The 21,838-nt window shown below is 63.2% G+C and carries 33 protein-coding genes; 4 read left to right on the top strand and 29 right to left on the bottom strand.

All coding sequences use genetic code 11. The features are described from left to right. Nucleotides 1-12 precede the first annotated feature (12 nt). The 4 genes from rplQ to rpsM all read right to left on the bottom strand — a co-directional run bounded on the left by rplQ (nucleotide 13) and on the right by rpsM (nucleotide 2,571). Nucleotides 13-438, bottom strand: coding sequence for a 50S ribosomal protein L17 (gene rplQ / locus G404_RS0100465; protein WP_028639334.1), 426 nt, complete (start codon nucleotides 436-438; stop codon nucleotides 13-15). Nucleotides 439-557: 119 nt separating this feature from the next. Continuing rightward, entirely contained in the window at nucleotides 558-1,619 is a 1,062-nt protein-coding gene (locus G404_RS0100460) for a DNA-directed RNA polymerase subunit alpha (protein ID WP_028639333.1), read from the bottom strand. 115 nt (nucleotides 1,620-1,734) lie between these two features. Continuing rightward, a complete protein-coding gene (rpsK, locus tag G404_RS0100455; RefSeq protein WP_028639332.1) occupies nucleotides 1,735-2,124 on the bottom strand; it encodes a 30S ribosomal protein S11 in 390 nt (129 codons plus the stop codon). A 78-nt stretch (nucleotides 2,125-2,202) separates the two neighbouring features. Beyond that, the gene (gene rpsM / locus G404_RS0100450; protein ID WP_028639331.1) at nucleotides 2,203-2,571 is read right to left on the bottom strand and encodes a 30S ribosomal protein S13; all 369 of its coding nucleotides are present in this window, start codon (nucleotides 2,569-2,571) and stop codon (nucleotides 2,203-2,205) included. 420 nt (nucleotides 2,572-2,991) lie between these two features. Here rpsM and G404_RS17570 point away from each other — a divergent pair, with 420 nt between their 5' ends. The 4 genes from G404_RS17570 (at nucleotide 2,992) to G404_RS0100430 (ending at nucleotide 6,886) form a co-directional block, all read left to right on the top strand. Then, on the top strand, nucleotides 2,992-4,122 hold the full coding sequence (locus G404_RS17570; protein ID WP_051279995.1) for a YXWGXW repeat-containing protein: 1,131 nt from the start codon (nucleotides 2,992-2,994) through the stop codon (nucleotides 4,120-4,122). 114 nt (nucleotides 4,123-4,236) lie between these two features. Beyond that, complete coding sequence (locus G404_RS0100440; protein WP_028639330.1) at nucleotides 4,237-5,142, top strand: homocysteine S-methyltransferase family protein; 906 nt, start codon at nucleotides 4,237-4,239, stop codon at nucleotides 5,140-5,142. A 68-nt stretch (nucleotides 5,143-5,210) separates the two neighbouring features. Then, a complete protein-coding gene (locus tag G404_RS0100435; protein WP_051279994.1) occupies nucleotides 5,211-6,095 on the top strand; it encodes a fatty acid desaturase in 885 nt (294 codons plus the stop codon). Then, on the top strand, nucleotides 6,092-6,886 hold the full coding sequence (locus G404_RS0100430; protein ID WP_028639328.1) for a phosphate/phosphite/phosphonate ABC transporter substrate-binding protein: 795 nt from the start codon (nucleotides 6,092-6,094) through the stop codon (nucleotides 6,884-6,886). Before G404_RS0100435 ends, G404_RS0100430 begins: the two co-directional genes overlap by 4 nt. Before the next feature lie 6 nt (nucleotides 6,887-6,892). On the opposite strand, the gene G404_RS17565 is transcribed toward G404_RS0100430, so the two are convergent. From G404_RS17565 to tuf, 25 genes are all read right to left on the bottom strand, one after another. Then, complete coding sequence (locus G404_RS17565) at nucleotides 6,893-7,960, bottom strand: SRPBCC family protein (protein ID WP_036519878.1); 1,068 nt, start codon at nucleotides 7,958-7,960, stop codon at nucleotides 6,893-6,895. Nucleotides 7,961-8,073: 113 nt separating this feature from the next. Then, complete coding sequence (locus G404_RS17560) at nucleotides 8,074-8,718, bottom strand: adenylate kinase (RefSeq protein WP_036519814.1); 645 nt, start codon at nucleotides 8,716-8,718, stop codon at nucleotides 8,074-8,076. A gap of 44 nt (nucleotides 8,719-8,762) precedes the next feature. Further along, a complete protein-coding gene (gene secY, locus G404_RS0100405) occupies nucleotides 8,763-10,130 on the bottom strand; it encodes a preprotein translocase subunit SecY (RefSeq protein ID WP_028639326.1) in 1,368 nt (455 codons plus the stop codon). A 156-nt stretch (nucleotides 10,131-10,286) separates the two neighbouring features. After that, complete coding sequence (gene rplO / locus G404_RS0100400; RefSeq protein ID WP_028639325.1) at nucleotides 10,287-10,799, bottom strand: 50S ribosomal protein L15; 513 nt, start codon at nucleotides 10,797-10,799, stop codon at nucleotides 10,287-10,289. Nucleotides 10,800-11,017: 218 nt separating this feature from the next. Then, a complete protein-coding gene (rpmD, locus tag G404_RS0100390) occupies nucleotides 11,018-11,194 on the bottom strand; it encodes a 50S ribosomal protein L30 (RefSeq protein WP_028639324.1) in 177 nt (58 codons plus the stop codon). 6 nt (nucleotides 11,195-11,200) lie between these two features. Further along, nucleotides 11,201-11,935, bottom strand: coding sequence for a 30S ribosomal protein S5 (rpsE, locus tag G404_RS17555; RefSeq protein ID WP_036519811.1), 735 nt, complete (start codon nucleotides 11,933-11,935; stop codon nucleotides 11,201-11,203). 3 nt (nucleotides 11,936-11,938) lie between these two features. After that, nucleotides 11,939-12,289: a 50S ribosomal protein L18 gene (rplR, locus tag G404_RS0100380; protein ID WP_028639323.1), complete on the bottom strand. Its 351-nt coding sequence runs from the start codon at nucleotides 12,287-12,289 to the stop codon at nucleotides 11,939-11,941. Further along, a complete protein-coding gene (rplF, locus tag G404_RS0100375; RefSeq protein ID WP_028639322.1) occupies nucleotides 12,289-12,822 on the bottom strand; it encodes a 50S ribosomal protein L6 in 534 nt (177 codons plus the stop codon). The genes rplR and rplF overlap by 1 nt, the downstream gene beginning before the upstream one ends. Next, nucleotides 12,822-13,217, bottom strand: a complete 396-nt coding sequence (gene rpsH, locus G404_RS0100370; protein WP_028639321.1) for a 30S ribosomal protein S8 — start codon at nucleotides 13,215-13,217, stop codon at nucleotides 12,822-12,824. Before rpsH ends, rplF begins: the two co-directional genes overlap by 1 nt. 10 nt (nucleotides 13,218-13,227) lie before the next feature. Beyond that, entirely contained in the window at nucleotides 13,228-13,533 is a 306-nt protein-coding gene (gene rpsN / locus G404_RS0100365) for a 30S ribosomal protein S14 (RefSeq protein ID WP_028639320.1), read from the bottom strand. 31 nt (nucleotides 13,534-13,564) lie between these two features. Beyond that, nucleotides 13,565-14,146: a 50S ribosomal protein L5 gene (gene rplE, locus G404_RS0100360; RefSeq protein WP_036519810.1), complete on the bottom strand. Its 582-nt coding sequence runs from the start codon at nucleotides 14,144-14,146 to the stop codon at nucleotides 13,565-13,567. After that, entirely contained in the window at nucleotides 14,139-14,456 is a 318-nt protein-coding gene (gene rplX / locus G404_RS0100355) for a 50S ribosomal protein L24 (protein WP_028639318.1), read from the bottom strand. The genes rplE and rplX overlap by 8 nt, the downstream gene beginning before the upstream one ends. Continuing rightward, the gene (gene rplN, locus G404_RS0100350) at nucleotides 14,456-14,824 is read right to left on the bottom strand and encodes a 50S ribosomal protein L14 (RefSeq protein ID WP_028639317.1); all 369 of its coding nucleotides are present in this window, start codon (nucleotides 14,822-14,824) and stop codon (nucleotides 14,456-14,458) included. Before rplN ends, rplX begins: the two co-directional genes overlap by 1 nt. A 64-nt stretch (nucleotides 14,825-14,888) precedes the next feature. Further along, nucleotides 14,889-15,158, bottom strand: a complete 270-nt coding sequence (gene rpsQ / locus G404_RS0100345; RefSeq protein WP_028639316.1) for a 30S ribosomal protein S17 — start codon at nucleotides 15,156-15,158, stop codon at nucleotides 14,889-14,891. 11 nt (nucleotides 15,159-15,169) lie between these two features. Next, complete coding sequence (gene rpmC / locus G404_RS0100340) at nucleotides 15,170-15,373, bottom strand: 50S ribosomal protein L29 (protein ID WP_028639315.1); 204 nt, start codon at nucleotides 15,371-15,373, stop codon at nucleotides 15,170-15,172. 12 nt (nucleotides 15,374-15,385) lie between these two features. Further along, nucleotides 15,386-15,820 (bottom strand): 50S ribosomal protein L16, encoded by a 435-nt coding sequence (gene rplP / locus G404_RS0100335; RefSeq protein ID WP_028639314.1) that lies wholly within the window; start codon nucleotides 15,818-15,820, stop codon nucleotides 15,386-15,388. Nucleotides 15,821-15,835: 15 nt separating this feature from the next. Further along, nucleotides 15,836-16,531 (bottom strand): 30S ribosomal protein S3, encoded by a 696-nt coding sequence (gene rpsC / locus G404_RS0100330; RefSeq protein WP_028639313.1) that lies wholly within the window; start codon nucleotides 16,529-16,531, stop codon nucleotides 15,836-15,838. Nucleotides 16,532-16,534: 3 nt separating this feature from the next. Then, entirely contained in the window at nucleotides 16,535-16,912 is a 378-nt protein-coding gene (gene rplV, locus G404_RS0100325) for a 50S ribosomal protein L22 (RefSeq protein ID WP_036519809.1), read from the bottom strand. Beyond that, nucleotides 16,912-17,190: a 30S ribosomal protein S19 gene (gene rpsS, locus G404_RS0100320; RefSeq protein ID WP_028639311.1), complete on the bottom strand. Its 279-nt coding sequence runs from the start codon at nucleotides 17,188-17,190 to the stop codon at nucleotides 16,912-16,914. The genes rplV and rpsS overlap by 1 nt, the downstream gene beginning before the upstream one ends. Before the next feature lie 6 nt (nucleotides 17,191-17,196). Next, a complete protein-coding gene (rplB, locus tag G404_RS0100315) occupies nucleotides 17,197-18,033 on the bottom strand; it encodes a 50S ribosomal protein L2 (protein ID WP_028639310.1) in 837 nt (278 codons plus the stop codon). 13 nt (nucleotides 18,034-18,046) lie between these two features. Further along, nucleotides 18,047-18,352 (bottom strand): 50S ribosomal protein L23, encoded by a 306-nt coding sequence (locus G404_RS0100310; RefSeq protein ID WP_028639309.1) that lies wholly within the window; start codon nucleotides 18,350-18,352, stop codon nucleotides 18,047-18,049. Beyond that, a complete protein-coding gene (gene rplD, locus G404_RS0100305; RefSeq protein ID WP_028639308.1) occupies nucleotides 18,345-18,968 on the bottom strand; it encodes a 50S ribosomal protein L4 in 624 nt (207 codons plus the stop codon). Before rplD ends, G404_RS0100310 begins: the two co-directional genes overlap by 8 nt. A 3-nt stretch (nucleotides 18,969-18,971) precedes the next feature. Beyond that, nucleotides 18,972-19,697 (bottom strand): 50S ribosomal protein L3, encoded by a 726-nt coding sequence (gene rplC / locus G404_RS0100300; RefSeq protein WP_028639307.1) that lies wholly within the window; start codon nucleotides 19,695-19,697, stop codon nucleotides 18,972-18,974. Nucleotides 19,698-20,016: 319 nt separating this feature from the next. Beyond that, on the bottom strand, nucleotides 20,017-20,328 hold the full coding sequence (gene rpsJ / locus G404_RS0100295) for a 30S ribosomal protein S10 (RefSeq protein ID WP_028639306.1): 312 nt from the start codon (nucleotides 20,326-20,328) through the stop codon (nucleotides 20,017-20,019). A gap of 155 nt (nucleotides 20,329-20,483) precedes the next feature. Then, entirely contained in the window at nucleotides 20,484-21,674 is a 1,191-nt protein-coding gene (tuf, locus tag G404_RS0100290; protein WP_028639305.1) for an elongation factor Tu, read from the bottom strand. Nucleotides 21,675-21,838 lie beyond the last annotated feature (164 nt).

The following is a 21,838-nucleotide window of genomic DNA, read 5'->3' as shown; positions in this document are numbered from 1 at the left end:
TGATCTTGTGGATCAGGCGGCTTCGAACTCGTCTTCATCGGCGGTGTAAACCGGACCCGAATCCTGGCCCTTGGCCGACGTATCACGGTCGACCAGTTCGATCACTGCGATCGGCGCAGCGTCCGACGCGCGGATACCGGCCTTGATGATGCGGGTATAACCGCCGTCGCGATCCGCATAGCGGGCCGCCAGAACTTCAAACAGCTTCTTTTCCTGCGTCGCGTCGAGCAGGCGCGCATGCGCCAGACGACGGTTCGACAGGCCACCGTGCTTGCCCAGCGTGATCAGCTTTTCGACGTAAGGACGCAGTTCCTTCGCCTTGGGCACGGTGGTCGTGATCTGCTCGTGCTTGATCAGCGCGGCTGCCATGTTGCGCAGCATCGCGATGCGGTGGGCCGAGGTACGACCCAGCTTACGCTGGCCGAGTTTATGACGCATGGTGCACTCCGTTTGTTTTGGGTCCGTATCAGGTAACCCAGACCTGGCCGATGTTTTGGACGGGGTGGCCGTGGGGCCCCGCTAGCAAACCGGTGTATAAAAGCCGAAGCTTTCGGGGGTTAACCCAAAAGCTCCTGCTCCAGCTTCTTTGCCATCTCTTCGATGTTTTCCGGCGGCCAGCCCGGGATATCCATCCCGAGACGCAGCCCCATCGACGACAGCACTTCCTTGATTTCGTTCAACGACTTGCGGCCGAAATTCGGGGTGCGCAGCATCTCTGCTTCGGTCTTCTGAACCAGATCGCCGATATAGATGATGTTGTCGTTCTTGAGGCAGTTGGCCGAACGCACCGACAGTTCCAGTTCGTCCACTTTCTTGAGCAGATAGCGGTTGAGCTGGTTGGCGTCGCTTTCTTCCGGAGCATGCGTGGCAAGCCCGGTCGAGGTCACGACATGACCGGTGGGCAGCTGGTCGTCAAAGTGTACGAACAGCGACAGCTGGTCCTGCAGAATGCGCGCGGCATAGGCCACGGCATCTTCGGGGGTTACCGTGCCGTCGGTTTCGACGGTCAGGTTCAGCTTGTCGTAGTCCAGTTCCTGGCCGATGCGCGCAGCATCGATCTTGTAGGAAACCTGACGCACCGGCGAATACAGCGAATCGATCGGGATCAGCCCGATCGGCGCGTCGATCGGACGGTTCGACACGGCCGGGACATAGCCCTTTCCGGTGTCGGCGGTCAGTTCCATGTTGAACGTCGCGCCTTCGTCGAGGTTGCAGATCACGAGGTTCTTGTTCAGAACTTCGATATCGCCTGTCACCGCGATGTCGCCAGCGCGCACTTCGCCCGGCCCGGTGGCCGAAAGCTGCAGACGCTTGGGGCCTTCGCCCTGCATCTTGAGCGCGATCTGCTTAACGTTGAGCACGATATCGGTGACGTCTTCACGCACGCCGGCAAGCGACGAGAATTCGTGGAGCACGTTTTCGATGCGGATCGAAGTAACCGCAGCGCCCTGAAGCGAGGACAACAGCACCCGGCGCAGCGCATTGCCGAGCGTCAGGCCAAAGCCGCGTTCGAGCGGTTCGGCGATGAAGGTCGCGCGGCGCTGCGGATCGTTGCCGGGCCGGACCTCGAGGGTGTTGGGCTTCTTCAGTTCCTGCCAGTTCTTGATGTTGACAGTCATGGAATTCCCCTGGGGTTGATCGAGTGCGCCGGCGTCAGCATATCAGGCTGCGACCGGTCCAATATTGGGCGTTGCCGGCGCGGTGGTACCGCCACGCCGGACGCCTGCCGACAGGTCAGACCCGGCGACGCTTTGACGGACGGACACCGTTGTGCGGGATCGCGGTCACATCGCGGATGGCGGTGATCGTGAAACCAACCGCCTGAAGCGCGCGCAAGGCGCTTTCACGGCCCGAACCGGGGCCCTTCACTTCGACTTCAAGCGTACGGACGCCGTGTTCGGCAGCCTTCTTGCCGGCATCGTCGGCCGCGACCTGCGCGGCATACGGCGTCGACTTGCGACTGCCCTTGAAGCCCATCATGCCGGCGGACGACCATGAAATGGCGTTGCCCTGGGCATCGGTGATGGTGATCATCGTGTTGTTGAAGCTGGCATTGACGTGCGCGACACCACTGGTGATGTTCTTGCGCTCCCGCCGCTTGATACGCTGAGGTTCGCGAGCCATTGTTGTGTGTATTCCTGTCGAAAAACCGTGGGAAACCGGGGGAGCCTGAGACCGCGAAACGGTCGGCTCCGCGCCGACTTACTTCTTCTTGCCGGCGATCGGCTTGGACTTGCCCTTGCGGGTGCGCGCATTGGTGTGCGTACGCTGTCCACGAACCGGCAGGCCCTTGCGATGGCGCAGGCCGCGATAGCAGGCAAGATCCATCAGGCGCTTGATGTTCATCGCGGTTTCGCGACGAAGGTCGCCTTCCACGGTATGATCGGCGTCGATCGCTTCACGGATCTGCAGCACTTCCGCGTCAGACAGGTCCTGCACGCGACGGCTGTGGTCGATCCCCAGCTTGTCGGCAATCTGGCGTGCCTGGAACGCGCCGATGCCATGAATGTAGGTCAGCGCAATGATTACGCGCTTGTTCGTGGGGATATTCACCCCGGCAATACGAGCCACTTTATTCTCCGTTCAGCTCCACAGAGCGCCTGATCGTTCACACCGGTCCATTCCGCTGCTGCCCGATCCGGGCCCTATCTCATCGCGAAACACTCGCCAACCGATCCCAAAGCCATCTGCCCTTGCCAGTGCCCAAACGCGCGCTGACGCAAACAGAAACTCTCCAGTCGGTTCCGAGTGAAAGGGGCGCTTAGGCGGATTCGCGAAGTCCGTCAACAGCATTTCGGCGCATAGGCAAGCATCCGTTTGGAAACGGATGGCGGCGCCCCCTGTAGCATTAGAAATACCGGATTCCCCGACAAAGGTCAAAGGTGCTCGTCGTGCGCTTTGGTGTTTTGTTCATGAGGCAGTCCGGTATAGGTGTTTATAAGGGTAAACACCGATCAACCAGACTGATCGACGAAGAGGGGCTGAAACACCATGGCCAAGACCACATCATCCAGATACCTGTCCGCACGCGCAATCGCCGCGCTGGCGCTTGCCGCACCCGCCTTGGCGATGGTGATGCCGACAGCGGCGCAAGCCCAGTTTTCGCTCGGGCTGGACATCCGCATCGGCTATGCGCCGCCGCCGATGCCGGTTTATGAGCAACCGCCCCTGCCCGGCCCCGACTATATCTGGGTGCCCGGACATTGGGCATGGAGCGATGACGTCGACGATTATTTCTGGGCGCCGGGATATTGGGAACTGCCGCCCGAACCCGGCCTGCTGTGGACCCCGGCCTGGTGGGGCTGGGACAATGGCGCATTTCGCTTTCACAGTGGTTACTGGGGCCGCGAAGTCGGCTGGTACGGCGGGATCGACTATGGCTTTGGCTATCATGGCCACGGCTGGGAGGGCGGCCGTTGGGAAGGTGGGCACCTTGCCTATAACCGCGCCGTCATCAACGTGTCGAACACGCGCGTGACCAACGTCTATTACCAGCAGACCACCGTGATCAACAACAATGGCCCGCGCACCAGCTATGCCGGTGGGACCGGCGGGGTGCATGCCCAGCCCACGCCGCAGGAACTGCGCGCAACGCAGGCGCCGCACATCGCGCCGACCCCTGCGCAACAGCAACGCGTGCAGCAGGCCGCCAGCAACCCGCGCAACGTGGCATCGAACGTGACGCCGCATTGGCAGCCCCCGGCGGTCCATCGCGTGGGCACCGACGGCACGCCGATCCCGCGCGCCGCCGCGCTGGGCCGGGGCGGCACCAGTGGCGGCGCCCCGACCCCGTATCAGCGCCCCGCGCCGGGCATGACGCCAGGGCAATATCCCGGTCGTCCGGCAAACAGCTATGGCGCGCCCCCACGCGCGGTGCCTGTGCAGCCCACGCGCCCGGCGATGCAAAATCAGGGGGCACCCGGCGCCTATGGCCAGGCTCCGCGACCGACACCCGCGCCAGCCTATGGCCAGGCACCGCGGCCGGCGCCAGCGCCCAATGCCTATCACCCGGCCCCTGCGCCCAACGCCTATCGCCCGGCGCCGCCTGCGGCGCCCAGACCGGCGCCTGCACCCAAGGCACCGCCAAAGCCCGCGCCAAGGCCGGAACACGAACACCAGTAAGCGCCCTCGCAGGGTGGCTCGGCCCGGCCGGGCCGCCCTGCACGCCGCGCTTGACCAGAACCTGCCAGCGAACGAAAAGCCCGCAGCGCACCCGCGCATCTGGGAGATTCCGCCGTGAGCAAAGCCGACCGAACGCCCTTCACTCTGCTCGATGGCGGGACGGGTCGCGAACTCAAACGGATCGGGGCGCCGTTCAAACAGCCCGAATGGTCGGCGCTGGCATTGATCGAGGCGCCCGAATACGTCACGCGCGTCCATCAAAGCTATGTGGACGCGGGCGCCGACGTCATCACCACCAACACCTATGCGGTCGTCCCCTTTCACATCGGCGAAGACCGGTTTGCCGCGCATGGGCAGGCATGGGCCGCACGCGCCGGATCGCTGGCGCGTGCAGTGGCCGACGCCGCGCCGCGCCCGGTTGCCGTGGCCGGATCGCTGCCCCCGGTGTGCGGATCATACCGTCCCGATCTGGTCGATATTGACCGCGCGCGCCCGATCCTGGCCAAACTGGTGGCTGCGCTGAACCCGTTTGTCGATCACTGGCAGGCCGAAACATTGTCTTCGCTGAGCGAGGCCGAGCTCGTGGGCGAACTGACCGCGGGCACCGGCAAACCGGTGTGGCTGTCGTTCACGCTCGACGACACCCATCCGGATGCCGTTGCGCAATTGCGCTCGGGCGAAAGCGTGACCGAAGCCACGCGTCTTGCCCGGCGGCTTGGCGCCAGCGCCATCCTGTTCAATTGCAGCCAGCCCGAAGTCATGGCCGATGCGGTGCGCGCGGCACGCGCTGCCGGCGATCTGGCAATCGGGGTCTATGCCAATGCGTTCCCGCCGCAGCCTGAAGAGGCCGAGGCCAATGCCGTGCTGCTCGACATTCGCGCCGACCTCGATCCGGCCGGTTATGCCGCATTTGCGCAAGACTGGCGCGACGCGGGTGCCACGATCATCGGTGGCTGTTGCGGCATCGGGCCGGAACATATTGCGGCGTTGCGCGTTTTTGCCGACGCTGTGGATAGATGAGGATTTGCGATCACCTTATTAGCGAACATGTCTAGACAAAAGTACGCGTCGCGATACCTTTTGCGTCCATGGGCGCCACAGACGAATTTCCGATATCGCGACCGGCCATCGAATGGCCGACCCTGGCCTTGACCGTGGTGATCTACGGCGGTTGGCTGGTGCTGACCGCCTGGCACGCCATGCTGCCCTGGCCCGTCCTGCTGCTGGCAGGAGGCTGGATCGTGGCCTGGCAGGGATCGCTGCAGCACGAAGTGATCCACGACCATCCCACCCGGAACCGCTGGATCAACAATGCCATCGGGTTCCCGCCGCTGTCGCTGTGGTTGCCATATGCGGTCTATGCGCGTGAACATGCCGCACACCATGCGACGCCGCACCTGACCGATCCGTTCGACGACACCGAAAGCAATTACCTGGCGCGTTCTGGCGGTCTGGCGCATCGGCTGGCCACGCTTGAAGCGACGCTGGCGGGCCGCATCGTGTTCGGTCCGCCGATCCGCGTCGCGCGGTTCGGTCTGTCAGAGGCGCGGCGCACCTGGCGCGATCCGTGGGCCGTGGCGCGCGAATGGGCCCCGCATCTGGTTGCACTGGGGCTGATCGTGGCGTGGCTCGATCATGTCGGCCTGTCGTTGTGGGTCTATGCGCTGTGCTTTGTCTGGCCCGGCACGTCGCTGCTGCTGATCCGCTCGTTTGCCGAACACCGCGCCGACGCCGATCCGGCCGCCCGCACCGCGGTCGTTGCCGATTTCGGGCCGCTGGCACTGCTGTTCCTGCACAACAATCTGCACCCGTGGCACCACGCCCGGCCCGCCGTGCCGTGGTATCGATTGCCGGCGCTGTATCGCGCCGATCCGCAGGCGTTTGCCCGGGCCCCGCGCTATGCCGGTTATCGCGACATCGTCGCCCGTTATCTGTTGCGCCCGCACGACCGGCTGGTGCATCCGGGGCGATGATCGCTTCGCTGGGCATGTATGACCCACGCTGGTTGCACGATGCCAACACCCGCCTGTGGCAGGCGATTGCCGCGCGTTTGCGCGATGCCGGGCATGGCGACGTGCCTGCCCAACTGTGCCGGACCCGCCCGCTTGACGGGATCTGGACCGACCCGTCGCTGTGGCTGGCGCAGACTTGCGGTTACCCTTTGACGACCCGCCTGGGTCATGGGGTCGAACTGGTGGCAACCCCGATCTATCGCGCGCCCGGCTGCGAAGGCGCATGGCACCGCTCGGCGGTGATTGTGCGGCAGGATGATCCGGCCCCCGGCCTTGCGGCCCTGGCAAACCGGACCGCCGCGATCAATGCGCGCGATTCCAACACCGGCATGAACCTGTTGCGCGCGGCCGTTGCACCGCTCGCGCAAGGCGCGCGCTTTTTCGGCCGGGTGATCGAAACCGGCGCGCATGCGCGCAGCGTGTGGGCGGTGGTCGGGGGCCAAGCCGATGTCGCCGCCATCGATGCGGTGACGCTTGCGCTGCTGACCGACCGATACCCGGCGCTGGCGCGGCGCATCCGAGTGCTGGACTGGACCGCGGCAACCCCTGGCCTGCCGCTGATCTGCGCCCCCGGACGCGATGTCGCGCTGCTGCGCCGCGTCCTGGCCGACGTGATCGACGATCCGGCGCTTGCCGCCACGCGCGACGTGCTGCGGCTGGATGGCATATCGCTGCTGCAACGCACCGCCTATGCGATCATACCCTCGCTTGAGGCCGATGCCGCGCGCGCCGGCTATCCGGTGCTGGACTGAACCCGACTATTGCGGCGCGGGCGGCGGCGGCGGGAATGCGGCATCAAGCGCGGATTCAATCGAATCGCGCGAAGGATCGTCGCTGGCGGGCGCGGGTTTGGCCACGACGCCCGGCACAGGCTTTTTCGCCGACGGCTTTGTCCGAGGCTTGGACTTGGGTGCAGCGGGCGCCGGTTCGGCCGGCGCGTCGGGGCGTGCCGCCACCGGCACCGGGGTTGCGGCGCTGGCCGCCGTGGGCGACGCGGGTGACGACGTGTCCAGCACCGATACATCCTGGGGAACCGGTGTGCTGGGCAAAGGCGCGATCGGCGGTGCAGGCTCTGGCGGCGGGGGCGTCGCCTGGCCGCTCGACGGCAGGCTCCACACTTTGCCGCGCGGCACCAGCAGGCCTTTGCGGTCAAGCCCCCTGCCAACAGGCGGCGGCGCCGCGACCTGGGCAGGCGCGGCCGGTGCCGCAGCCGGCGCGGCGGCGTTTTGCCCGACGGGGCCAAACAGCCTGGCCAGGGCCAACAACTGATCGGCCATCACCGCATCGACCGCGGGCGCAATCTTGTCTGCGGGATAGCGCATGTAACCACCCACAACATATTCAAAAATCACCCGGGTACCACCCTCGACCGGCTTGAGCGTCACGGTCAGCGTGGCGCTGACGGCCTCGCTTTGCAACGGCCCCAGACCGCCGATCATCCGCAGCGCCTTGGTTCGGTCGACAAACACCACGCGCATGTGTTCGACCCCGCCGCGCGATGGCGCCCGGGGCGCCGCGCCGGGCTTGCCCGGTTTGGCCGCATCACCGGCTTCGGCGGGCAATCGCTCGCAGAAACAGCCACCCGCCACCGGATCGAGCGACAGGTTGGCCGCATCGCCGGAAAAGGTATGCTCGCCCGACCACCAGCCCGAAGGCACAACCAGGCGTTTCCACACGGCGCCGGGGTTGCCCGCGATCACCACGACATTGCGCGTTACAAAGCCCATCGGGCCCTGCGCGGTAACATCGGCGCGCACAGGCACGGCCTGCATCAACGCCGCCACCAGAGCCCCTGCCCCAACCTTGCGCAAAGCCCTGCTCGCCATTCCCGAATCCACCCAGATCATGAGGGTCCGCCTATGCCACAAAGCAAAAAACCCGGCGAGTCCGACCCGCCGGGTTTCATGCTTTGTATCGATGCCGGCACGCGCGGCCCGCGTCAGGCGATGACCGCCTCGATCGCGGCCGTCACATCATCCATCGGCGCCATGCCGTCGATATGCGAAACAATCCCGCGAGCTTCATAAATCGGTAGGATCGGGGCGGTTTTTGCCCGGTATTCGGCCATGCGGGTGCGCACGGTATCTTCGTTGTCATCGGGTCGGCGCTTGAATTCGTGGCTGCCGCACTTGTCGCAGGTGCCGGCCACCAGCGGTTGTTCGAACCGGTCGTGATACCCCTTGCCGCAATGCGCGCAGGTATAACGCCCGGTGATCCGCACGACGAGCGCATCTTCGTCGACATCGAGTTCGATCACGTGGTCAAGCTTGCGCCCGCGCGATGCCAGGATATCGTCGAGCGCTGCGGCCTGTGGTGCGGTCCGCGGATAGCCGTCGAAAATGGCGCCTTGCGCCGGGCCCATCGCATCCAGTTCGTCACCGATCAGCGCCGAAACGATGGCATCGGACACCAGCTGCCCTGCGTCCATCACCGCCTTTGCCTGAAGACCGACCGGCGTCCCCGCCTTTACCGCCGCGCGCAGCATGTCTCCCGTCGACAGCTGCTTCAGTCCGTGGCGTTCGACCAGTCGTTGCGCCTGGGTGCCCTTGCCTGCACCCGGCGGTCCCAACAGGATGATATTCACGAGGCAATCCCCCCTTGTTAATCCGCGCGCCGCCTTGCAGGCGATCAGCGCATGCGGCCCTTCAACTTGGCCTTCTTGATCAGGTCGCCATACTGGTGCGCCAGCAGGTGCGACTGGATCTGGGTGATCGTATCGACTGTCACGTTGACCACGATCAGCAGGCTGGTGCCGCCGAAGAACAGCTGCGACATGCCCGTTTGCGACATGATCCATTCGGGCACAACACAGACGATGGTAATATAGGCGGCCCCCAGCACGGTGATGCGGGTCAGCACATAATCCAGGTAGATCGCGGTGTTGCGGCCCGGGCGGATGCCCGGGATAAAGCCGTTGTTACGCTTGAGGTTGTCGGCGGTTTCTTCGGGATTGAACACCACGGCGGTGTAGAAAAAGCTGAAGAACACGATGCCCAGCGCATACAGGATCATGTAGACCGGCTTGCCGTGGCCCAGCACCTGGTTCAGCCCCACGATCACCCGGCCCGTCATGGTGTCGGGCGAAACCGATTTACCGGCAAACTGGGTGATCGTCAGCGGCAACAGCAGCAGCGAACTGGCAAAGATCGGCGGAATGACGCCGGCGGTGTTGAGCTTGAGCGGCAGGTGGCTGCGATCGGCGGCCATCATGCCGTTCTGTGTGGCACGGCGCGGATACTGGATCAGCAGACGGCGCTGGGCGCGTTCGATGAAACAGATGAACACCACCACCGCCATCAGCAGCACGACCACGCCGATCACCGCAAATGCAGGCAGCGAACCCGTGCGTCCCTGATCGAACAGGTTGCCAAAGAACTTTGGCATTTGCGCGACGATGCCGGCCATGATGATCAGCGACACACCGTTGCCGATCCCCCGGCTGGTGATCTGTTCACCCAGCCACAACAGGAACATCGTTCCGCCGATCAGGCTGATCACCGCACCGACCTTGAACATCAGGCCGGGGTCGACCACGGCCTGCAGCCCCTGCGAAGCGCCCATGCTTTCCAGCCCGGTGGCCAGGAACCAGCCCTGCAGTGCCGTCAGGAACACCGCGCCATAGCGGGTGTACTGGTTCAGCTTCTTGCGCCCGCTTTCGCCTTCCTTTTTATAGGCGGCCAACGCGGGATGCAGCGACGCACCCAGCTGCACGACGATCGACGAGGTGATATAGGGCATCACGCCAAGCGCGATCAGGCTCATGCGTTGCAGCGACCCACCCGAAAAGGTGTTGAAGATGTCGAGCACACCGCCCTGCGCCTTGCTGTACAGCGCCTCCAGGATCATCGGATTGACGCCCGGCAGCGGCACAAAGCTCATGAACCGGAACACGATCAGTGCCCCGACCGTGAACCAGATCCGCTTTTGCAGGTCGGTTGCCTTGGAGAAATTGGCCAGATTGAGATTGCTGGCGATGTTGTCGGCGCGTGATGCCATGATCGGAACCGAAGCCTTTGCTGACTTTTATACCCAAACCCGAGCTGCTGCCCACGCAAAGCTGCGCCGCCGCTCCGATTGCCTGAAAGCCCATATAGTACGGGCGCAGGGATGCAACACCCCTGCGCCCGGACCGGTACCCAATAAAATCGCGGGTCAGGCGGTCTTTTTCGACACACCCTTTTCGCGCGGCGGCTTTTCGGCGCGAACCTTGATGATCAGCTCGACGCTGCCACCCAGCGCTTCAATCGCTGCAGCCGCGCCCTTGGACACGCCGGCAACCTTGAACGAGGCCTTGGTGGTCAGTTCGCCCTTGGCGAGCAGACGCACGCCGTCCTTGCCACCGCGGCCAAGGCCGGCGGCCTTCAGCGCGTTGTGGTCAATCACGACCGAGGCGTCGAGCTTGCCCGCGTCGATCACCTTTTGCACCAGGCCAAGGTTTACCTCGGCATAGTCCTTGGCGAAGATGTTGTTGAAACCGCGCTTTGGCAGACGCATGTGCAGCGGCATCTGGCCGCCTTCGAAGCCGTTGACCGACACGCCCGAGCGCGCCTTGGCGCCCTTTTGGCCGCGGCCGGCGGTCTTGCCCTTGCCCGAGCCGATGCCGCGTCCAACGCGCATCCGGCCCTTGCGGGCGCCATCGTTGTCACGCAGTTCGTTGAGTTTGATTGTCATGGAGCACTCGCTTTCGCTTTGAGTCGCGCTGATAGGAGTGGCGCCCTTAGCGGGCCGCCTGGGATTTGTCACCCCTTATCCCGAAGTTCACCGATGCAAACGCCTGCGGCGCGCTGCGGCAGGCATGATCAGCGCCTTGCAGGGACCCACCGCCCACGAAAAAACCCCGGTGTTGCCACCGGGGTTCTGTCCGTTCAACCGATCGGAACCGATCAATCGACCACTGCCACCAGGTGGGGCAGCTTGGCAATCGTGCCGCGCACTTCAGCGGTATCCTGAAGTTCGACAACGCGATGCATCTTGTTGAGCCCGAGGCCGATCAGCATCTTGCGCTGGGCTTCGGGGCGACGGATCGGCGAACCGATCTGCTTGATCTTGATGGTGGCCATGGCTGTTTACTCCACGATGGCTTCGGCGGCGGCTTCTGCCTCCACCGGTGCGGCACCACCACGGCCAAGCAGGTCAGCGACCTTCTTGCCGCGACGCTGCGCAACCGACTTCGGCGAAGTCTGGTCGGTCAGCGCGTCGAACGTGGCGCGGATCATGTTGTAGGGGTTCGAAGTGCCAACCGACTTGGTCACCACGTCATGAACGCCCAGGCTTTCAAACACGGCGCGCATCGGACCACCGGCGATGATCCCGGTACCGGCCGGAGCCGAACGCAGGTTCACCTTGCCCGCACCGAAACGGCCCTTGCCGTCGTGATGCAGCGTGCGGCCTTCCTTGAGGGGAATGCGCACCATCTTCTTCTTGGCAGACGCCGTTGCCTTGGTGATGGCCTCGGGCACTTCGCGTGCCTTGCCGTGGCCGAAACCGACCCGGCCCTTGCCGTCGCCAACCACGACCAGCGCCGCAAAGCCGAAACGCTTGCCGCCCTTGACCGTCTTGGACACGCGGTTGATGTGGACGAGCTTTTCAATCAGCTCTTCACCACCATCCTCGTCATTGTTGCCCCGACCGCGACGATCGCGATCGCCGCCACGGCCACGGCCGCGATCACGATCGCCGCCGCCGCTGTTTCCGCCACGGTCGTTGCCACGGCCACGGCCGCGGCCACGGCCTTCACGGGGCTCAGGGGCTGCAGTTGCCTCGACGGCAACTGCGCCTTCCACGTTGGTTTCGTCAGCCATGCCTTAGAACTCCAGCCCGCCTTCGCGGGCAGCGTCGGCCAGCGCTTTGACGCGGCCATGGAACAGGAAACCGCCGCGATCGAACACGACAGCAGTGACACCGGCGGCCTTCGCCTTTTCGGCAATATCCTTGCCGACTTTGGCTGCAGCATCGGTGGTCGCGCCGATCGACTTCTCGCCCTTCACCAGCGTCGAAGCAGCGGCGACTGTGCGGCCGGCGGCATCGTCGATGATCTGGGCGTAGATGTGGCGACCCGAACGGTGAACCGACAGGCGCAGACGCCCACCGGAATTCGCCTTGAGCGCGGTACGTACGCGGCGGCGGCGGCGTGCGAAGAGAGACAGCTTGGCCATTACTTCTTCTTCCCTTCCTTGCGGAAGATGAACTCGCCCTGGTACTTGATGCCCTTGCCCTTGTAAGGCTCGGGCTTGCGCCAGCGACGGATCTCGGCCGCAACCTGGCCGACCTTCTGCTTGTCGATCCCGGAAATGTTGATCGTCGTGTTATCCGGGGTTTTGATCTCGATGCCTTCCGGCACGGCGAAATCGACATCGTGGCTGTAACCGAGCTGCAGCTTCAGGTTGGTCCCCTGCGACGTAGCACGATAGCCGACACCGGTGATCTGCAGGGTCTTGGTATACCCTTCGGTCACACCGGTCACGAGGTTCGATACCAGCGTGCGCTGCATGCCCCAAAAGGCCCGACCGCGCTTGGTATCGTTGGCCGGCGTGACCGAAATCATACCGTCCTCGATGGCATAGCTGATGTCTTCGACGAGCGTCAGCGTCAGGGTTCCCTTGGGCCCCTTGACGGTCAGCACGCCGTTGGCGATGTCGGCGGACACCCCTGCCGGGATTGCCACCGGCTTTTTACCGATGCGGCTCATCAGAACACCTCCGCAAGCACTTCGCCACCGACATTGGCAGCGCGCGCTTCGGCATCCGAAAGCACGCCGCGCGGCGTCGAGACGATCGAGATGCCAAGGCCATTGCGGATCACCGGCAATTCCTTGGAACCGGAATAGACGCGGCGGCCAGGCTTTGAAACGCGGGCCACGTGCTTGATCGCCGGCTGGCCTTCGAAATACTTCAGCTCGATACGCAGCTGCGGATGCAGACCCGTGGTGTCTTCGGTGAAGCCACGGATATAGCCTTCGCGCTGAAGCACTTCGAGCACGTGTGAACGCAACTTTGACGCGGGGCTCAGGACAGAGTCCTTCTTCGCGCGCTGTCCGTTGCGGATGCGGGTGAGCATATCACCCAGTGGGTCGGTCAATGCCATCGGTCTATCCTTACCAGCTCGACTTGGTCACGCCGGGGATCAACCCCTTGTTGGCGAGATCGCGCAGCTCGATGCGGCACAGCCCGAACTTGCGATAATAACCGCGCGGACGGCCTGTGGTGTTGCAGCGGTTGCGCACGCGGGTCGGGTTACCGTTGCGTGGCACTTCAGCCAGCTTCAGGCGTGCGATAAGACGCTCGGTATCATCGAGCGACTTGTCGTTCGCCTTGGCCTTCAATGCGGTGATCTTGGCCGCATACTTTTCAACGAGCTTCTTGCGCCGCTCGTTCTTGTTGATCGAACTCAGTTTCGCCATGGACTTAAGCTCTTTCTTCCAGAATGGCTAATCAGGCAGCTTTCGCCTGTTCGGCGGCATCCTGCGGGAAAGGGAAACCGAACAGACGCAGCAACTCGCGCGCTTCGTCATCGGTCTTTGCGGTGGTGGTTACGATGATGTCGAGACCACGAACCTTGTCGATCTGATCGTAGCTGATCTCGGGGAAAATGATCTGTTCCTTGAGACCCATCGCATAGTTGCCACGGCCATCGAACGACTTGGGGTTCAACCCACGGAAGTCGCGGATGCGGGGCATTGCGATCGTGATCAGGCGGTCGAGGAATTCGTACATGCGTTCGCGGCGCAAGGTAACCTTGCAACCGATCGGCATGCCTTCACGCAGCTTGAACTGCGCGATCGACTTCTTCGCCTTGGTGATCACCGGCTTTTGCCCGGCGATCAGTTCCATTTCGGATGCAGCAGTCTGGACCTTCTTCTTGTCCTGGCTGGCTTCACCGACGCCCATGTTGAGCGTGATCTTTTCGATCTTGGGAACTTCCATCACGTTCTTGTAGCCGAACTTGGCCGTCATCGCCGCAGCGATTTCGGCGTCGTACTTGGTCTTAAGACGCGGAATGTATGTCTCAGACATCGATCGCCTCCCCGGACTTCACGGCCACGCGGACCTTCTTGCCATCACGATCCTCGAACCGCACGCGGGTGGGCTTGCCATCCTTGTCGGCGACCGAGACTTTCGAGATGTGCATGGGCGCCTCAAAGCGGTCGAGACCGCCCTGCGGGTTCTGCTGGCTGGGCTTGCGGTGACGGGTGGCGATGTTCACGCCGCCCACGATCACCTTGTCATCCTTCGGCAGGACCTGGACGACAGTGCCGGTACGGCCCTTGTCCTTGCCCGAACGAACGACGACCGTGTCGCCCTTCTTGATCTTGGCAGCCGACATTACAGCACCTCCGGCGCAAGGCTGATGATCTTCATGAAGCCCTTGGCGCGCAGTTCGCGCACCACGGGTCCGAAGATACGCGTACCGATGGGTTCTTCGTTCTTGCCGACCAGCACCGCCGCATTGGTGTCAAAGCGGATGACGCTGCCATCGGCGCGACGCACGTCCTTGCGGGTACGAACGATCACGGCGCGATGGACATCGCCCTTTTTGACGCGGGCACGCGGCTGGGCTTCCTTGATCGACACCACGATGACGTCGCCGACGCCGGCAAAACGGCGCTTCGACCCGCCCAGCACCTTGATGCACTGGACGCGCTTGGCACCGCTGTTGTCAGCGACTTCAAGATTGGATTGCATCTGGATCATTGATCCGGTTCCTTCTCAGTGGCTTGCCGGAACCAGTCCGGCAGTTCCAAATTGCTGTGCGACCTCAGACGTCCGCTTCGATGGCAGCGACCTTGCCGGCCAGCACGCGGTCGATAACCTTCCACGTCTTCTGCTTCGAATAGGGCGCCGTTTCCTCGATGCGCACCGTTTCGCCCAGCTTGAACGCGTTGTCCTCGTCATGGGCGTGGTACTTCTTCGAGCGGCGGATGATCTTGCCGTAAAGCGGATGCTTCACCTTGCGCTCGACCTTGACCACCACGGTCTTTTCATTCTTGTCGGAAACCACGGTCCCGACCAGGATACGCTTTGGCACGGCGGGTCTCCTCAGGCCTTCACGCTGCGCGACCGTTCGGTCTGCAGCGTCTTGATGCGGGCAATCTGGCGGCGCACTTCCTGAATGCGTGCCGGACGCTCCAGCTGGCTGGTCGCCGCCTGGAACCGCAGGTTGAATTGTTCGCGCTTCAATTCGGCGAGATCAGCGGAAAGCTGGTCGTCGCTCCTGAGGCGCAGGTCCTCGAACTTGGACATCGTCTTTCCTCCTTACTCGCCGCCAAGGTGCGAGGTATCGCCGAGGCGAGCCACAACCTTGGTCTTGATCGGCAACTTCATGGCCGCGCGGCTGAACGCCTCTGCGGCCAGCGGACCGGGAACGCCATCGAGTTCAAACAGGATCTTGCCCGGCTTGACGCGTGCGGCCCAGTATTCCACCGAACCCTTGCCCTTGCCCTGACGGACTTCGGCAGGCTTTTTCGAAACCGGCAGATCGGGGAAAATCCGGATCCACAAACGGCCCTGACGGCGGATGTGGCGGGTAATCGCACGACGGGCCGCTTCGATCTGGCGCGCGGTGACGCGTTCCGGTTCCATCGCCTTCAGCCCGTACGAGCCGAAGTTGAGGTCGGTGCCGCCCTTGGCGTTGCCGTGCAAACGGCCTTTGAACGCCTTGCGGAACTTGGTCTTTTTGGGTTGCAACATGGCTCTATCTCACCCTCAGCGTGACGGACGCACGCCCGAGGTCTGTGCCTCGAGCATGAGGCGATCTTGCGCCAGCGGGTCGTGACCCAGGATCTCGCCCTTGAAGATCCAGGTCTTGATGCCGATCACGCCATAGGCGGTGTGGGCTTCGGCTTCGGCATAGTCGATGTTGGCGCGCAGCGTGTGCAACGGCACCCGACCTTCGCGATACCATTCGACGCGCGCGATTTCCGCGCCACCCAGACGGCCGCCGCAGGTGATCTTGATGCCTTCGGCACCCAGACGCAGCGCCGACTGCACGGCACGCTTCATCGCACGGCGGAACGCCACGCGGCGAACCAGCTGATCGGCGATGCCCTGGGCGACGAGCTTGGCATCGATTTCCGGCTTGCGGATTTCAACGATGTTCAGCTTGACGTCGCTCTTGGTCAGCTTCGACAGCTTGGCGCGCAGCTTTTCAATGTCTGCGCCCTTCTTGCCGATGATGACGCCCGGACGGGCCGCATAGATCGAAACGCGGCACACCTTGGCGGGGCGTTCGATCACCACCTTCGAGATCGCTGCCTGGGGCAGGCTCTCGACGATGAACTTGCGGATCGTCAGGTCTTCCTTGAGCAGACGCTGATAGCTCTGCCCTTCGGCAAACCAGCGGCTGTCCCAGGTGCGGTTGATCTGCAGACGCAGACCGATGGGGTTGGTCTTGTGACCCATGGATCAGGCCTCCTCGACTTCGCGGACAACGATCCGCAGCCGCGAAATCGGCTTGAGGATCCGGGTCGACTTGCCACGACCACGGGTGTGGAAGCGCTTCATCGTGATCGACTTGCCAACGCTGGCTTCGGCCACGACGAGCGAGTCGACATCCAGGTTGTGATTGTTTTCCGCATTGGCGATGGCCGACGCCAGCACCTTGCGGGCATCGACGGCCATCGCCTTGGTCGAAAAGGTCAGGATGTTCAAAGCATCCTCGACCTTGCGACCACGGATCAGCGCGGCAACCAGGTTCAGCTTCTGGGCCGAACCACGGATCGTGGTGTTGACTGCCAGAGCTTCATTGGCCGCGACGCGGCGGGGAGCGGAAGGCTTGCTCATCAGCGCTTGCCCTTCTTGTCGGCGGCGTGGCCGGGGAACGTGCGCGTGGGCGCAAATTCACCAAGCTTGTGGCCAACCATGTCTTCGTTCACCGAGACGGGGATGAACTTGTGCCCGTTGTAGACGCTGAACGTCAGACCAACGAACTGCGGCAAGATGGTCGAACGACGCGACCAGGTCTTGATCGGGCCAGCGCGCGAGCCGATGTCCTGCGCGGCTTCCGCCTTTTTCAGCAGGTGCAGCTCGACGAAGGGGCCCTTCCAGACGGAACGTGCCATGGGGTGTTACCTCTTCTTCTTCGCGTGGCGCGAACGGATGATCATCTTGTCCGTGCGCTTGTTGTGGCGGGTGCGGGCACCCTTGGTCGGCTTGCCCCACGGGGTAACCGGGTGACGGCCGCCCGAGGTCCGGCCTTCACCACCACCGTGCGGGTGGTCGACCGGGTTCTTGGCCACGCCGCGTGTCAGCGGACGCTTGCCCAGCCAGCGGTTGCGGCCGGCCTTGGCCAGGTTCTGGTTGCCGTTGTCGGGGTTCGACACGGCGCCCACGGTGCCCATGCAATCGCCACGCAGATAGCGCTGCTCACCCGAATTCAGGCGAACAATGACGAGACCACGGTCACGCCCGACGACCTGCACATACGTGCCTGCCGAACGTGCGATCTGACCGCCCTTGCCCGGCTTCATCTCCACGTTGTGGACGATGGTACCAACCGGCATCTGCGACAGAAGCATGGCATTGCCCGGCTTCACGTCGGTCTTTTCGCCGGCGACAATGACGTCGCCTGCGGAAAGACGCTGCGGCGCCAGGATATAGGCCTGTTCGCCATCGGCATAGTTGACCAGCGCGATGAACGCGGTGCGGTTGGGGTCATATTCCAGACGCTCGACCGTTGCCGGCACATCCCACTTGCGACGCTTGAAGTCGATGAAGCGGTACGTCTGCTTGTGGCCACCCGCGATGCCGCGGCTGGTCACGTGACCCTTGTTGTTGCGGCCGCCTGTCTTGGACTTGCCTTCGGTCAATGCCTTGACCGGCTTGCCCTTCCACAGCGACGACTTGTCGACGAGGACCAGGCCGCGGCGTGCGGGGCTGGTCGGGTTATAGCTCTTGAGTGCCATGATCCTTGCGCCCTCAGATACCGCTGGTGACGTCGATCGACTGGCCGGCAGCCAGTGTCACAACGGCCTTTTTGACGTCGGAGCGCGTGTAGGGCTTGCCCTTCCAGCGCTTGGTCTTGCCCTTTTGCACCAGGGTGTTCACCGCCGCGACCTTCACATTGTAGATCGCTTCGATGGCCGCCTTGATCTGGGGCTTGGTCGCAGCCTGCGCGACCTTGAACACAACCGCGTTGTGTTCGGACAGCAGCGTCGCCTTTTCGGTGATGTGGGGAGCCACAATCACGTCATAGTGGCGCGTGTCGATTGCGTCCTTAGCCATGGAAACGCGCCTCCAGCTTTTCGACAGCCGCGCGGGTCAGCACCAGCGTGTCATGCTTCAGGATGTCATAGACATTGGCACCGATCGCCGGCAGCACGTTGATGCCGATCAGGTTGCGCGCAGCGCGGGCAAAGCCCTCGTTGACCGCGTCACCATCGACCACCAGCACCTTTTTGCCGAAACCGCGTTCGGCCAGCGTGCCTGCAAGCACCTTGGTCTTGGCATCGGTCATGTCGAGGTTGTCGACAACCACCAGGCCGCCGTTGACCTTCGATGACAGCGCCATCTTGAGACCGAGTGCGCGGACCTTCTTGTTCAGCGAAATGTTGAATTCGCGAACACGCGGGCCGTGCGCCTTGCCGCCGCCGATGAAAATCGGCGCCTTGCGATCGCCATGACGCGCGGTACCGCCGCCCTTTTGACGACCAAACTTCTTGCCGGTACGGGCAACATCGCTGCGTTCGCGCGCCTTGCGGGCGATGCCACGACGGTTTTCCAACTGCCAGGTGACGACACGATGCAGGATGTCTGCGCGCGGCTCTAGACCGAACACGTCATCCGACAGTTCGACGTCGCCAGCGGCAGTCCCGTCCAGATTGAGGACCTGAACCTTCACGACTTAGCCCTCCTGGCCATCGGTCGCAGCAGGTGCGACTTCGTTGTTGTTGACAGCATGCTTGATGCCGGCGGGGTAAGGCGCATCACCGTGGCGATCGACCTTGACCGCGTCGCGCACGAGCAACCAGCCGTTCTTCGACCCAGGGACCGAGCCCTTGACGAAGATCAGGCCGCGTTCGTCGTCGGTGCGGACGATTTCGAGGTTCTGCTGGGTGCGCTGACGGTCGCCCATGTGGCCGGCCATCTTCTTGTTCTTGAACACGCGGCCCGGATCCTGGCGGTTGCCGGTCGAACCGTGGGCACGGTGCGAGATCGACACGCCGTGCGTGGCGCGCATGCCCCCGAAACCCCAGCGCTTCATGGCGCCGGCAAAGCCCTTGCCCTGCGTGTGGCCGGTGATGTCGACATACTGGCCGATCGCAAAGTGCGATGCAGCAATCGTCGAACCGACATCGAGCACCGCGTCGTCGGCGACGCGGAATTCGGCGACTTCAGCCTTCAGCGGCACTTCGGCTTTCGCGAAATGCTCACGCTGCGGCTTGGCCACGTTCTTTTGCTTGGCAACGCCCGCACCCAGCTGCAGCGCGACATAACCGTCACGTTCAGCGGTGCGAACCGAAACCACCTGGCAATCTTCAAGCGAAAGGACAGTGACCGGCACGTGCCGACCATCTTCCTGGAAAAGGCGAGTCATCCCCACCTTCTTCGCGATCACGCCGGTGCGCATGATCCATACTCCTAAACAGAGGCCTGCGAGGACCCATTCCCCACAGGCGTGTTCAGCCCGTATTGTGAAGCTGCCCCCGTCCGGGCTGAATGCCCCCGTGCCAGCACATGATGCGCAAGCACGAGAACCAACGGGGGACGCTTTCCCGGCCAGGTGCCCTTCCCTTGCAGGAACGGCGGATGCCGGAGGTATCCCTTTGTCAGAGCGGCCCTGGCCGCTTAACCGGCCCCGCAGGACCGAAAGGAACTTTGGAAAACCCGAAGGTCTTCCGAAACTTGTGACGCCAACCCGGTTTTTACCGGGGCGGCGACAAGCCGGCTCAGGCCAGCTTGATTTCGACGTTTACGCCGGCCGCGAGGTCCAGCTTCATCAGCGCATCGACAGTGGCCGCATTGGGCTGCACGATGTCGAGCAGGCGCTTGTACGTGCGCACTTCGAACTGTTCGCGCGACTTCTTGTCAACGTGGGGACCACGGTTGACGCAGAACTTTTCGATGCGTGTCGGAAGCGGAATCGGACCCCGGATCAGCGCGCCGGTGCGGCGGGCGGTATCCGCGATTTCTCCAGTGGCCTGGTCAAGCACACGATGATCAAAGGCCTTGAGGCGAATGCGGATGTTCTGGGCGTCCATGTCCGTTTACCGATGCGAAAGAGCGAAAACAAAAACCAGCCGCCCCGCCGCTACCACCCCGACACCTTGCGGCACCCATGGGGAGAAACGGGCCAACTGATTGCAAAAAGTCCGTCCGGCGGGAGAACGAATCTCCCGCCGGAGCGGCGCCTATATTACTTCGTGATCTTGCTGACAACCCCCGAACCGACGGTGCGGCCACCTTCGCGAATTGCGAAGCGCAGACCTTCATCCATCGCGATCGGTGCGATCAGCTTGATGCTCAGCGTCAGGTTGTCGCCGGGCATGACCATTTCGGTACCTTCGGGCAGAACCACTTCGCCGGTCACGTCCGTGGTGCGGAAATAGAACTGCGGACGATAGTTGGCGAAGAACGGCGTGTGACGGCCGCCTTCATCCTTCGAAAGCACGTAGACTTCGGCCGAGAACTCGGTGTGCGGCGTGCAGGTGCCGGGCTTGGCCAGAACCTGGCCACGCTCGACTTCTTCACGCTTGATGCCGCGGATCAGGGCACCGACGTTGTCGCCGGCTTCACCCTGGTCAAGCAGCTTGCGGAACATTTCCACGCCGGTCACGACGGTCTTGGCAGTTGCCTTGAGGCCGATGATTTCGACTTCTTCGCCAACCTTGATGATGCCGGTTTCGATACGGCCGGTCACCACGGTGCCGCGACCCGAGATCGAGAACACGTCTTCGACGGGCATCAGGAACGGCTTGTCGGTTGGGCGCGGGGGCTGCGGGATGTAGCTGTCAACAGCTTCCATCAGCGCATGGATCGAGCTCTTGCCGATTTCGTCGTTGCGGCCTTCGAGCGCGGCCAGAGCCGAACCCTTGACGATCGGAATATCGTCGCCCGGGAAATCGTACGACGACAGCAGTTCGCGCACTTCGAGTTCGACGAGTTCGAGGATTTCCTCGTCATCGACCTGGTCGACCTTGTTCATGTACACGACCAGAGCCGGCACGCCGACCTGGCGGGCAAGCAGGATGTGCTCGCGGGTCTGCGGCATCGGACCGTCAGCAGCGTTCACGACCAGGATCGCGCCGTCCATCTGGGCGGCACCGGTGATCATGTTCTTCACATAGTCGGCGTGCCCGGGGCAATCGACGTGTGCATAGTGACGGTTGGCGGTTTCGTACTCGACGTGTGCGGTCGAGATGGTGATGCCGCGTTCGCGCTCTTCCGGCGCCTTGTCGATGTTGGCGTAATCGGTAAACGTCGCGCCGCCGGTTTCGGCCAGCACCTTGGTGATCGCTGCGGTCAGCGTGGTCTTGCCATGGTCAACGTGACCGATGGTGCCGATGTTGCAGTGCGGCTTGTTCCGCTCAAACTTAGCCTTGGCCATTGTTCAAACCTTCTTTTTCAAACTTGGGTGATTGCTGTTGGAGGCGGCACCAGCCGGACTCGCGCCAGAAATTCAGGCGCCGCCCCTAGCGTGATCGATCCGATCAAGCAAGCGTCTCGTTTGCGGGAATGTCTGCACCATCTCCGAACAGGCCGGATCTGGTG

The sequence above is a fragment of the Novosphingobium acidiphilum DSM 19966 genome, from assembly GCF_000429005.1.
Taxonomy (GTDB): domain Bacteria; phylum Pseudomonadota; class Alphaproteobacteria; order Sphingomonadales; family Sphingomonadaceae; genus Novosphingobium; species Novosphingobium acidiphilum.
Note: the sequence above shows the minus strand (reverse complement) of the source record. Positions and strands in the feature narration are given on the sequence as shown.